The following is a 14,055-nucleotide window of genomic DNA, read 5'->3' as shown; positions in this document are numbered from 1 at the left end:
TCCACACAATCCTCCACACCTTTTTTCGATCTTCCACAGGTTTCTTAAGCGGCCTGTCATCGGCGACGACCAGCATGTCCCTGTCGCCGCAGAGTGGGCTGGGAGGCCCTCGGCGGCAGCAGGCGTGTAGTGACCGTTCCTCCCTTGGTGTTTCACCTTCGCAGTAAACCCTTCAGGAGAAGATCATGAACAAGTACAAGACCCTGGCCGCGCTGGTTGCTACCGCGCTGCTCGCCACTGCCGGTGCCGCTTCGGCGCAGACCGTTACCGGTGGTGGCGCTTCGCTGCCGGCCGACCTCTACAAGGGTCAGGCGGACAGCATCCTGCCGAGCAACTTCAGCTACGCCGTGACCGGTTCGGGCACTGGTAAGAAGGCCTTCCTGCAGAATGATTCGCAGCTGTTCTCGACCACCGGCACCGTGCACTTTGCCGGCAGCGACTCGGTGTTGAGCTCGACCGAACTGAGCACCTACACCACCAACTACAACCAGACCAGCAATGCCAACCGCTATGGCAACCTGATCCAGGTGCCGTCGGTGGCTACCTCGGTGACCATTCCGTTCAACAAGGCCGGCTCGGCGGTTGACCTGAGCGTGGCACAGATCTGCGGTGTGTTCTCCGGTGCGATCACCGACTGGTCGACCATCGATGCCAACCGTAGTGGCCCGATCCAGGTGGTCTACCGTCCGGAAAGCAGCGGCACCAGCGAGATGTTCACCCGCTTCCTGACCGCCGCCTGTGCGCCGGAAGTGGCTGCCACTTCGAACCTGGTCGATGGCAAGTTCGCCATCAAGTCGACCTTTGCCGATCTGTACAAGCGTGATGCCAACAACAACCTGCCGGCTTTCCTTGTGGCCGCGCCGGCCACCGGTGGCACCTCGCTGTACAACGCCGTGTACGCGCAGGCCGGTCGCATCGGCTATGTGGGTCCGGACGTGATCCCGAGCCTGACCGATGCCACCAAGGTTGCAAAGGTCAAGGGCTTCTCGCCGGACCAGGTGAGCGTGCAGGCCACCCTGGAAACCGTCGCGCCGCCGACCGGCACCGCTGCCGAGAACCCGGCCAACTGGGTGCCGGTGTTCGGCAATCCGTCGGCTGGCTATCCGATCGCCGGCTACACCAACCTGGTCATCGGCCAGTGCTACAAGGATTCGACCGTCGCCAACAGCCTGCGTGGCTTCCTGATGCGCCACTACGCCACTGACTACACCGCCACCCCGGCGCTGGTGGCCCATGCCAAGGCGATCACTGACCACGGTTTCATCCCGCTGACCAAGGCTTGGCGCGATGCGATCCGCAACCGCTTCGTGCTCGCCGGCAACGCCGCTGGCCTGAACAACCCGAGCACCTGCGCTGGCATCGGCCGTCCGCTGTAATCGCGCCCGTTGGTTGCAATCTGTGTTGACCGACGCCGGCCCCTTGGGCCGGCGTCTCCTTTTCGGCGACGGTGCGGGCCGGTGCAGCGCATTGCTGTCGGCTTCATGTCACGTGAACCGTCTATCAGTGGCAGGGCATGCGTTGCGCGTGCCTCCCGATCGCTGCCGCAGCTGCGGCCCACCAGGTTGATGAGGTTCCGATGTCGCTCCCGCACACGTCCGCTGTTCATTCGGCCGCGCCGATGCGCCGCAACCACCCGATGGCCTGGGCCATCGCGGTGGCATTGGGAACCCTGGCTGCCCCCGCCAGCCATGCGCAACAGGCATTCAGCCCGGGCTGGTTCGCCGACCGCGGCGCGGCGCAGGGTGCGGCCGCACAGAGTGGGCGCATGCCCAATGGCGTGCCCATCCAGTTCCAGTTGCCCGCGCAGCAGCAGGACGCCGCGCGGCAGAAGCTGCAGCAGTCGATCGACAACCTGGGTACCGCGGCGCAGGCGATCGCCCTGCAGCAACGCATGCAGGAACAGGCCCGGCAGTCGCGTCGCGAGGCCGGCTTCGTGGTGGCCGATGGATTGGGCAAGGATGGACTGAAGGTCGATGAGAACCCCCTGACGCGCGGCTGGGTGAATGCGCGCGAGGCGATCCAGTCGCAGGGCAGCGATGGCCGCGTACAGGTCAGCATCGAGCAGACTGCGGACCAGGCGATCCTGAACTGGGAAACCTTCAACATCGGTGGCAACACCACCCTGAACTTCCTGCAGAACCCCGACTGGGCGGTGTTGAACCGGGTCAACGACCCCAACGCGCGGCCCAGCCAGATCCTGGGCCAGCTGAAGGCCAACGGCACGGTGTTCGTTGCCAACCGCAACGGCGTGGTGTTCGGCAACAACAGCCAGGTCAACGTCCGCAACCTGGTTGCTGCTGCTGCACGCATCAGCGACGCGCAGTTCCGTGACAACGGCCTGTACAGCGCCGACACGAGCACCTCGGCCCTCACCGATGCAGTGGGCAAGGTCATGGTTGAACGTGGCGCGCGCATCACCACGCATGAACCAACCAGCGCAACGCGTGGCGGCGGCTATGTGTTGCTGGCCGGCCACAGTGTGGAGAACGCTGGCCAGATCGAGACGCGCAAGGGCCAGGTCCAGCTGGCGGCCGGCGACAGCTTCGTGATCCGCCGTGGCGTGGGTACTGCGGCCAATACCGCTTCGACCACACGCGGCAACGAAATCGCGCCGCGCCTGGTCAACGACAGTAGTGCCGGCAGCGTCCGCAATACTGGCCTGCTGCTGGCCCGCGAGGGCGACATCACCCTGGCCGGACGCAGCGTCGAGCAGGCAGGTGTGGCCGTGGCCAGCACCACGCTGGGCCAACGCGGCACCGTGCACCTGCTGGCCTCGGCCAGTGACACCCGGGCCAAGGTCACCTTGGCCGAAGGCTCGACGACAGCGGTGCTGATCGAAGACGATGGCAAGGCCAGCGCGCTGGATACCCAGCGCGATGCACTGCTGAAGGAGTCGGCCGAACAGGATGCGCTTCGTGCAGCGTCGCGGACGACGACCTTCGACAATCTGTCCCTGCACAGCGATCGGCGCGACCAGTCGCGGGTGGAGATCGTTTCCGGGGGCGACATCCATTTCCAGGGCAACTCGCTGACGGTGGCTACCGGCGGCCAGGTGATCGCCGATGCCGGTCGCCGCAGCCAGCTGGACAACGGCGCGCGTGTGGATGTCTCCGGCGCGGTAGGTGTGCATATGGCTATGGAAAGCAACAACGTACAGGTCAAGGTGCAGGGCAATGAACTGCGCGATTCGCCCGACAACCGCGACAGCGGCAAGCTGACCAGCAGCGAAGTATGGATCGACCGCCGGCAGCTGATCCACGTGCCGGCGGGCACCGGCGGCCACGAAGGCGATCGCTGGTATGCCGCCGGGGGCCTGCTGGAGGTGGGCGGCTATCTGGACAACCAGGGCCACTCCATCAGCGAATGGGCTGCGCAGGGCGGCACCGTGTTGCTGGGCGGCAGCGAGGTGGTCGCGGCCGCGGGCTCGCGGATCAATCTGGCAGGCGGCAGTCTGGATGTGCAGAGCGGGGCGATACAGCAGAGCTGGTTGCGCGGCATCGATGGGCAGGTATACCTGCTGGACGACGCGCCGGCGGAGATGCTGTTCGATGGCCTGTACAAGGGCTACGAGGTGAAGCAGGAGCGCTGGGGTGTCACCGAGGCGTTCCGCAATCCCATCGTTTTCGCTGCGCAGCGGACTGACAGCGGCTACACCGTCGGCCGCGATGCCGGGCGCCTTGTAGTGTCCGCGCCGACTGCGGTGCTGGACGGCCAGGTGGAGACCACCACCTTCCAGGGCGCGCAGCAGGGGCGACGGCCGGATGCTGCGTTGGAAGGCTATGCGCAGGCGCAGACGGCGGTGGCGCGCAACGCAGGGCTGTATCTGGGGCGCTATGACGCCCAGGGTCGCAACGGCGTGTTCGATTCGGACGTGCATGTGCGCGGCGCGACGACAGGGACAGCGACAGCGGGTGTGTCGCTGCAGTCGCCGATCGTCAGTGAGCGGCGCAATACGGTCTGGCTGGATGCCGGACTGGTCAACGCGCAGCAGTGGGGCTCCATGGACCTCGCCAGCGCAGGCAGCGTCGCGGTCGATGCACCGCTGGCGCTGCAGGCGGGCGGCGCGCTCAACCTGATCGGCAGCACGGTGAACGTGGCCGGTGACATCCGCATTGTCGGTGGCCAGCTGCAGGTGGGCAATCTGCTGGACGTGCTGGGGCGGCCGACAGCGCTGCTGCGCGATGGCCGCGCCAGCGTCGCCATCGCCGACGGTACCCGCATCGATCTTGCCGGTGGCTGGAGCAATGCATCGTTCGGTGCCGGGCAGGACAGTGGCCGTGCGTGGACCGACGGTGGCAGCCTGCGCCTGCAGAGCAGCCATGACGTCACTGTGGGCAGCCGGGTGGCCGTCGATGTCGACGCCGGTGCTGCGCTGGACATGCAGGGCAAGGGCCGCATCGGCAAGGGCGGAGGCGTGAGCCTGCAGGCCAACACTGCCGAGGTGGCTACCGACGGCAGTGGTCGCGTGCGATTGGGTGAAGGCAGCTATTTCAGCGGCCGTGGCGAGGGCGGCGGCACGTTCGCGCTGGGTACCGGAGGCAAGGCGGTCGTCGGCGCAGCGGAGCAGGACGTGACGGTGCTGCAGCTTGACACCGCGTTGTTCGGCAGTGGTTTCGCGCAGTACGACATCAACGCGCACCAGGGCCTGGACGTCGCCGACGGTACCCAGCTGGTCGCGCGCATGCCGGGTCTGCGCCTGGCTGAAGACGCACGCACGGCGCGGGATCGTGCCTCCGCGCTGCAGCCGTGGTCGGCACCGTTGTATGCCGCCGATCCGCAGAGTGGGCGCATCCGGCAGCGCAGCGGGGCCAGCATCACCCTGCGCTCGGACCGCAACAGCGTGGGCGGCGACCTGCGGGTGGGCCGCGATGCGCGGGTCGCCGTTGATCCGGGCCAGGCGATCACCCTGCTCGGTGCGGGCAACATCGACGTGGAGGGCACGCTGCAGGCACGCGGCGGCCGCATCAGCATCGACGATGTGCGCCCGGACACGGCGCTGTACGCCGGCCAGCGCAGCGAGCGTACCTGGCGGATCGGTGACGGTGCGGTACTGGACGCCAGCGCTGATTCGGTTTCGATGGTCGATGCTGCTGGCCGCCTGCGCGGCCAGGTGCAGACGGGTGGGCGCATCGAGATCGGTGGCGCGCTCGACTGGGAGACGTCGGCCTTCGTCGACAACCGGCCGCCGGAAGCCTTCGTCGTAGTCGAACGCGGTGCACGCCTGGACGCGCGCGGTGCCTCGGCCGAGCTGGATATTGATGGACAGGGCCGTACCCGGGTCGACAGCGACGGCGGCCAGATAGTGCTGCGTTCGGCCAATGCGCTGTACCTGCACGGGGCGATGGATGCGGCGGCCGGTGGCAGTGGGGCGCGTGGTGGCACCCTGGGCCTCGCCTTTGGCGGCAGCGTGCATGCACGCGGAGCAACCGAGGAGGTGTTGCGCGAACGGGCGATCAGGCTCAGCCAGCAGACTGCGGCCGAGACGGCGTTGCCAGCGCGGCTGGACTATGGGCATGCCGCACTGTCGGTGCAGCAGATCCAGGCCGGCGGATTCGACAATCTCTCGGTCTTCGGCGACCTCCGCACGCTCGGCAATGTCGACCTGCGCATGGCCGAGTCCCTGCGCATCTATGGGCAGGGGCAGTCCAGCCTGGGCGTGGCCGCAGGCGCAAGCGCAAGTACGCCCAGCGCGATCTCGCTGTCGGCACCGTATGTGCGCTTGGCGCAGGCGCGCTGGAAGCAGTTGTCGGGCGAGAGCCTGCAGTTCACCCAGGGTGCGGTGTCAGCGACTGCGGGCGATCATGCGCTGGCGGTCAATGGCGATCTCATCGATCTTCGCGATGTCACCTGGCTGCCCAGTTTCGACCATCTTTCGTTGAACAGCCGCAGTGATGTACGCCTTCTTTCCAGCATCGCCAGCAACGCGGCGGTCAGTTCGCTGCTGGCACCGGGCTCGATCGACCTGACCGCGGCGCGCCTGTATCCGACGTTCGGGGCGGTGGGCCGGATGGTGGCGGGTGCATCGGCGCAGACCGTGGACACCGTCGACTACTGGGCGAACCCGGATGCGGTGCTGCGCATCCAGGGCAACGGCACGGCATCGGGTGTCCCTGCATCGGCGTTCGGTTCGCTGCGACTGGTGGCCGCTACCGTGCAGCAGGGCGGTGCGGTGTGGGCGCCGATGGGAACACTGCAACTGGGTGGTCTGGCCGTGGGCGGTACTGCCGGCGGGCGGGTGGAACTGCTGCCCGGCAGCATCACCTCCACCAGCGGTGCCGGCCTGGCGCTGCCCTATGGCGGTACCGCCGATGGCGTCAACTGGCGGATCGGCAGCCGAAGCGTGGATTCCTTGACCGCTGGTGGCATCAGCTCGATGGGCGTCACCCTGAAAGCCAACCAAGTGAACGTGAGCCCGGACGCGCTGCTGGACATGTCCGGTGGCGGCGACCTGACCGGTGCAGCATTCATCTCCGGGCGGGGCGGTTCGGTGGACGTACTGCGCACCGCGTTGGCCGATGCCAATCCCCGCTATGCGTTCAGTGCCTCGGGCAACCCGGTGTATGCCATCGTGCCCGGCTATACGGGCGCGTTCGCGCCCACCAGCACCGACGGCTTCGCCGCGCCCGGTATCGGTCAGCAGATCACCGTGCCGGCGGGTGTTCCCGGATTGCCAGCGGGTACCTACACCCTGCTGCCGGCCAACTTCGCCCTGCAGCCCGGTGCGTTCCGTGTCGAGCTTGGCGCGACCGGTGCGTCCGGCGTCTCCCGGCCGCTGCAGACCGGCACCGGCACCTGGCGTGTGTCCGGCCACCAGCGTGGCGATCTGGGCGGCGTGGAATCGCCACTTCTGACCGACCTGCTGTTGACACCGGCGGCGGTGGTGCGGCGGCATTCGGGTTACAACGAAACCAGCTACAACGCCTTCGTGCAGGCAACGGCCGACCGCCGCGGCGAATCGCGCGGCTGGCAGACCATCGATGCGCTGGGCCTGACCCTGGCGCTGGGCGAGGGCGCCGGACGCCAGGGCGCGGCGGCAATCGACTTCGCCGGTACCGCGCGGTTTGCCGCCGCCAACGACAAGGGACGGGGCGGCACCCTGGTTGCTTCGATGGCCAACCCGGCCATCGGCACGCTGGAGATCATCGGTGCGGACGGCGTTGCGCAGGCGCCCGATCGCGGCGTGACCTTCACCGACCAGGCACTCAATGCGTTCCAGCCCGCGCGCATGGTGATCGGTGGTCAGATCAACCAGGCGGCGTCGCAGGTGGCAGTGACCGGCCAGGCCCGCAGCGTGGCGATCCGTTCCGGGGCCACGCTGCAGGCGCCGGAAGTCCTGGTGGCAGCAGCCTCCGGTGGCAGTGGCATCCTGGTCGAAGCCGGGGCGACCGTGGACACATTGCCCTACGCACGCGCTGGTGGCGACGCCGTCGACACGCTGCCCTACCAGGTCACGGGCGGCCTGCTGGCGGTGTCCAACCAGCGGCTGAACCTGATCACCGGTTCCACAGGCGTTGCCGCCGGCCCGGTGGCGATCGATATCGGCGGTTGCCAGGACGCGTGCGAGGGACAAGCGCGCCTGGTGTCCGACGGCAGCATCGCCGTCGCCACCGACGGCACCCTGCAACTGCGCGATTCGGCCAGCTACGGCACGCGCCAGCTGGGCGTCAGCATGGCTGCATTGAACCTGGGCAGCGCCGAAGCCATCGCACAGGCGGCAGCAGCGGGTGCACTGCCCGCCGGCATGACCATGAACCAGATGGTGCTGCAGCAACTGTTGCGTGGCAACGTGGCTACCGGCGCACCTGCGCTGGACACGCTGAGCCTGGTGGCGCGCGATTCGGTGAATGTGTTCGGCAGCGTCGACCTGGATGCGCGCGACAGCGCCACCGGCGTTGGCAGCCTGCGCACGCTGGTGCTGGGTGCGCAGGCGATCCACGGCTATGGGAACGCCAGCGACCGTGCGCGCATCCTGGTGGATACGCTGGTGTGGGATGGTGCGCTGGCGGCCACGCAGGCCACGGGCAGCAACGTGGCCGTGCCGCCGTCAGAGCCGATGGTGGATCGCTTGGGCGACGGCCAGCTGGATATCGTCACGCGCACCCTGACGCTGGGGCGTGCGCCGTACAGCAGGCCCAGCTCCGAGGTCGCGGCCAACCGCCAGGTACTTGGCTTCAGCGCGTTGAACCTCGGGGCTTCGGAACAGATGGTGTTCTCGGCGAAGGGAACACTGGATGTGTACCAGCAGCGCGGCGAGTACCTGGCAGACAAGGGCTGGCAGTACAGCGGCGGCAGCGTGGCCATCAGCACGCCCCTGCTGACCGCCGACCCCGGCGCGCAGCTGGCCCTGCGCACCGGCGGCAGCTTCGCCCTGCATGGAGGCAACGGCAAGGCCGGTGGTGATGCGCTGGGCAGCGAACTCAGCATCGACGCCGATCGCATCCTGCTGGACAGCACGATTGCGCTGGCCTCCGGCCGCCTGTCGGCCAGTGCACGCCAGGGCATCGGCGTGGGTGCGCATGCGGCGCTGGATCTGGCGGGTCGTAAGGTCAGCCTGTTCGACGTGGACAAATACAGCTGGGGCGGCGATGTGCTGCTGTCCAGCGACAGTGGCGGGGTGACCACCGATGCCGCCTCGCGCATCGATGTGTCGGCGCGCAACAACCGCGGTGGACGATTGACGGTCAATGCCCTGGCCGGTCGCGCGGATCTGGCCGGACGTGTGGACGGCGCGGCCAGCGGCCGCTACGACGCCGGTGGCACCGTGGTGCCCTACGACGCGGGCGAACTGGTGGTGCGTGCACGCCAGCTGCAGGATTTCGCAGGGTTGAACCAGCGGCTGAACAGCAGCGGCGTGACCGGCGCGCGCACCTTCCAGATCGGCGAGGGTGACCTGCAGATCGACGACGAGGTGAAGGCGCGACGGGTGGACATCAGCGTGGACAAGGGCAGCCTGACCGTGGCCGGGCGCATCGACGCCAGCGGCGAGCAGGTCGGCAGCATCCGCCTGTACGCCCGCGACGCGCTGCAGGTGAACGGCACGCTCGACGCGCATGGCAGTGGCCTGCGCGTGGACAGCTACGGCAAGATCATCGACAGCCCCAACCGGGCGACGGTCGAACTGGGCAGCGCGGCGGGCCAGGTCGGCATCGGCGCCGGCGCCGCCATCGACCTGCGTGCCGGCAGCGGCGTCGCCGTGGGCAGCCAGCCCGGGCAGAACGATGGCGCTGCGCGCGGTACGCTGAAAATCGATGTGCCGCGGATCGGCACCGATGACGCGGCCATTGCCGTTGCCGACGGTGTGCGCATCACCGGTGCGGCCGACATCCAGGTCAACGGCGTGCGCCGCTATGACGATGCACCGCTGGCCTCCAGCGTGGATGTGCACGGCAACCGGCCGCAGGTGGTCACCCAGCAGTGGCTGGACCAGATCGTCGATCCGGACAACCGCACGTGGATGGACGGGGCGCTGGCCAATGCCGATCTGCAGCAGCGCACCACAGCGCTTGGCAGCCACCGCCTGCGTCCGGGTGTGCAGGTGGTGGCGCGCCGTAGTGCGGACAACCCCGGCGGCGACCTGACCGTTTCCGGTGACATCGACCTGTCCGGTTATCGCTACGGTCCCGATGCCGACCGTCTCGATCCGGCGCGGCGCGGGTTTGGCGAATCGGCCTCGCTGGTGCTTCGGGCCGAAGGCAACATCAACATCCATGGCAGTATCAACGATGGCTTCGCGCCACCGCCCGCCAACCCGGATGAAGCCGGCTGGGAACTGATCGAGGGTCGCAGCAGTGGTGCCGCCAGCACACCGTTCGGTGGCGGCCTGGTGGTGCCGGTGGACGGCGTACAGCTGCAGCCGGGTACCGAATTCCCGGCGGGCACCACGCTGAACTATGCGGTGCCGGTGGAATCGGCCGTGCTGCCAGCCGGTACCGTGCTGCCCGCAGCGATGACACTGGCCGACAGCCTGCGACTGCCTGCCGGCACCGTGCTCGGTGCGGCGGTTACCACCCGTGATGGGCAGACCTTCGCCGCCGGCACCCTGCTTGACCAGCCGTTGCAGCTGGAGGCGGGCGCGCGCCTGGGCGGCGGCTTCCGTCTTCGCAGCAGCGTGCAGATGGCCGCACAGGAGTGGCCCGCCGGTGCCGTGCTGCCGATCGCGTTGCGCCTGGCACGCGCGGTGGACCTGAAAGTAGGCGCATACATTCCCTCCATGACCAAGGTGGAGCTGGCCGGCGATGCACCGGTGAAGCTGCGACCTGCCGATGCCAATGGCAACCAGGGCCGCAACTGGGCGCTGGCGCCGATGCTGGCGGAAGGCACGACGTCGTGGGACCTGACCGCTGTGGCCGGCGCGGACAGCGACGCTGCCGATCCGCGCACGCGTCGCTGGGGCAGTGACGGCAGCGTGGTGCTGGCCGATACCCATCAGGGATCGGTGGGCACGGTGAAGACCGAGATCATTTTCGTCGGCGACCGCGTGCTGACCGAGCAGGCCTCGCTGGACTGGATGGGGGACACCTCCTATGCCGGCCGCCCGATCGCCGAACTGGCCGATATCTTCGGTTACACCGAAGAGGAGTTCTGCGCACTGGCAGACGGTTACTGCGGCCCCGCGCCGCGGCAGGTGGCCGCACAGGGCTCGCTGGATTTCTGGGGCGATGAATCCTACGTCGGCACGTCGGCCAAGGACTTCGCGGCGATCTTCGGCATGACCGAAGACGAGTTCTGCGGATCGGCACCCACCTATTGCTTCGGCGGAGGCACGCAGACCGAGGTGACCACCTACGGCAAGCGCCCCGGCACACCCGCGTGGAGCGTGCTGCGCACCGGCAAGGGAGATCTGGAACTGCTGGCGGCCGGCGACGTGGTGATGAAATCAGGATTCGGCGTCTACACCGCAGGGACACCCACCTCGCTCGGCAACGGTCGTGATGCGGACTTCAATTCGCCGCGTGCGCCGGCACCCTGGAACAGCGCTGTGCTCGGCAAGGGCGTGGTGCCAGGCAGCTACGACGCTGCACTGGCGGGCTACCAGGCATGGTATCCGGACCATGGTGGCAACCTGCGCGTGGAGGCCGGGCGAGACATCGTCGGCGACGTGTGGACCGCGCGCGCCGAGTCGGGCAGCACCGACCGGGACATGGCCCTGCATGGCAGTGCCGCAGTGGGCAACTGGCTCTGGCGGCAAGGCACGGGCAGCACCACCGGGGTGACGCCGGTACCGACCAGCTGGTGGGTGAACTTCGGCACCTACACCAACGTCTCGGCCACCGCAGGCAGCACGCCGCGGATGGTGGGTTTCACCGGTTTCGGTACGCTCGGTGGCGGCAATCTCACGCTCGACGCCGGCCGCAACGCCGGTGTGCGCGAGGCGATGGGCGATGCCCTGGGGTTCATGACCGCACCGCACTCGGGTGCGATCGTTGCCGCGGTCGGTTCCACCGGACGGGTCAGTGATGGCCAGCTGTACCTGACCGGCGGTGGCGATCTGCGCTTGCGCACCGGGGGTGTGCTGAATCCGGAGCTGACGGCCACGTTCTCCAGCCTCAACACCGCCAGGGCAGCGCAGGACCTCGATCTCAACGGCACCTTCAGCAACCTGCGGGGCAGCCTGCTGCTGGAGGCCGGTCGCATCGGTGGCATGGGCGTGACGCTGGAGAACTACGGCACACTCGGTCGCCAGCGTGCGGCCGATCTGTTCGCCGCCGACAGTGCACGTGCGATGGGCGGTCCGGTGCTGGTGCTGGGCGATGCCACGGCATCGCTGCAGGCGCGCGGTGACGTAGTGCTGGGTGGTGTTGGCGATGCTGGCCGGGTAGCGGTGGCGAACTACAGCGGTGTGACCCAAGACAACGGCAGCCGCGCCGCCGGCACCACGTGGTTCTCGCTGTGGACCGCATCCACCGCCGTGGACCTTTTCAGCGCTGGAGGCGATCTTTCGCCGGGCGTGGTCGGACCCCTGAATCTCAACGGCAGCAACCTCGGCGCCGAGCAGGTGCAGCTGCAAGCCGGCGGGCGCGATCTACTGCAGTACTGGCTCTATCCTTCGCGGTTCAGCGCGGTTGCCGCACAGGGCAACATCACCTTCGACCGCCTTAGCATGCAGGACAACACCCAGGACGTACTGCTGCTGGCACCCTCGGCCAGTGGTCGCCTGGATGTACTGGCCGGCGGCGGCATCTTCGCCCAGCCGGGCGCCACCCAGATCGCGCGTTCGGCCGCGGATACACGTATGCCGGGGCCGTTCGATCCAGCCTTCATGGCCCAGGTGGGCGATGGCAACGGCAACCTCACCCGGCCGCACCACAATCTGTCGGTGGATGGCCATTCGGCGACGCCGGAGGCGGCATTACCTCTGTTCGCGTTCGGTCCCAATACACCGTTGTCGAATCTGCCGGGTGCACTATCGCCCAGCCGCTTCTATGCCGTGGGCGGCGACATCATCGGCCTGCAATCGGGTGCGCAGCGTACCTTGGATCGTTCCGGCAGCCAGCGCACGCAGTTTGCTCTGTTCGAGGCGGCCGGTGCGGTGCAGATGCGCGCCGGGCGCGACATCCTGGGTGTTTCGCTGACCGCCCTGAACAGCACAGCCACCGATGTTTCGGTGGTGGACGCAGGGCGCGACATCGTACACCTGGATGCCGTGGTGGCCGGTCCCGGCAATCTGGAGGTCAGTGCGGGTCGTCAGCTGCGGCAGGAGGACGTGGGCAGCATCGTGACGCTGGGCGGTATCGTGCAGGGCGATGCCCGCTCGGGGGCGAGTGTCGGCCTGACCGCCGGCAACCAGCAGATCGACTTCGCCGCACTGCGCGCGCGCTATCTCGACCCGGCCAACCTCGCCGATCCAGCGCAGTCGCTGGCGGCGCAGCCGGGCAAGGCGGTGAAGATCTATGACAAGGAACTGAAGCAGTGGCTGCAGCAGCGCTTCGGTACCTCCAGCGAAGGCTCGGATGCACTGGCCGCGTTCGACGCGTTGCCGAAGGAACAGCAGCGCATCTTCCTGCGCGAGGTCTACTACGCCGAGCTGCGCGAAGGTGGTCGTGAGTACACCCATGCGGAAGGGCCGCGTTTCGGTTCCTACCTGCGCGGTCGCGAAGCGATCGCCACGCTGATGCCGGACAAGGATGCCAATGGTGCAACGATCAACCGTACTGGCGATATCGTGATGTATGGCGGCTCCGGTGTGCGCACCGAAGCGGGTGGCAACATCGAGCTGATGGCGCCAGGCGGGCAGATCGTGGTGGGCGTGCAGGGCGTGGTGCCTCCGGCCAGCGCGGGCCTGGTCACCCAGGGCCAGGGCGACATCCGTCTGTTCAGCCAGGACAGCGTGCTGCTGGGCCTGTCGCGGGTGATGACCACCTTTGGTGGTGACATCCTGGCGTGGTCCGAGCAGGGCGACATCAACGCCGGCCGTGGCTCGCAGACCACGCTGCTGTACACCCCGCCGCGTCGGGTCTACGACACCTGGGGCAACGTGATCCTGTCGCCGCAGGCACCGGCCAGCGGCGCCGGCATTGCAACGTTGAACCCGATCGCCGAAGTGGCGCCGGGCGATGTCGACCTGATCGCGCCGCTGGGCACCATCGATGCCGGCGAGGCGGGTATCCGCGTGTCGGGCAACATCAACCTGGCGGCACTGCAGGTGCTCAACGCCGCCAATATCCAGGTGCAGGGCGACAGCAAGGGCCTGCCGGTACTGGCCTCGGTGAACGTCAACGCGCTCGCGTCGGCAAGCGCTGCGGCCAACAGCGCCAGCCAGGCCGCACAGGACGTGATGCGCAAGAGCCAGGACGATGCGCGGCGCAACCAGCCGTCGGTGATCAGCGTGCAGATCCTGGGCTTCGGCAGTGCCAGCAGCAGCATCGATCCGCCAACGCGCGGAAACACGGCCGCCGCCACGGGCTACGACGTCAACAGCGCCTTCCAGTTCCCGCAGGCCCGGGCAGACGCGGGCAAGCAGCAGGTGCAGTAGATCCATGCCATGCGTGGATGGAGGAACGGTGCGGACCAAGGACCGCACCCACTACGCGCAGAACACAGGATCGGGCCAGCTGC

Annotated in this window: 2 protein-coding genes; both read left to right on the top strand. The window is 68.1% G+C overall.

The features are described from left to right. Positions 1 to 185: 185 nt before the first annotated feature. Positions 186 to 1,376 (top strand): substrate-binding domain-containing protein, encoded by a 1,191-nt coding sequence (locus AC1DKR_RS01610; protein WP_312112461.1) that lies wholly within the window; start codon positions 186 to 188, stop codon positions 1,374 to 1,376. 200 nt (positions 1,377 to 1,576) lie between these two features. After that, positions 1,577 to 13,972: a filamentous haemagglutinin family protein gene (locus AC1DKR_RS01605; protein WP_478030674.1), complete on the top strand. Its 12,396-nt coding sequence runs from the start codon at positions 1,577 to 1,579 to the stop codon at positions 13,970 to 13,972. Positions 13,973 to 14,055: the final 83 nt, after the last annotated feature.

The sequence above is a fragment of the Stenotrophomonas sp. 01N47 genome, assembly GCF_056399165.1.
This window is presented reverse-complemented; position numbering and strand designations above follow the sequence as displayed.

Bases quoted from the DNA above. Each gene is read 5' to 3' on its own strand.
- AC1DKR_RS01605 (WP_478030674.1), top strand. From the start codon at position 1,577: ATGTCGCTCCCGCACACGTCCGCTGTTCATTCGGCCGCGCCGATGCGC.
- AC1DKR_RS01610 (WP_312112461.1), top strand. From the start codon at position 186: ATGAACAAGTACAAGACCCTGGCCGCGCTGGTTGCTACCGCGCTGCTC.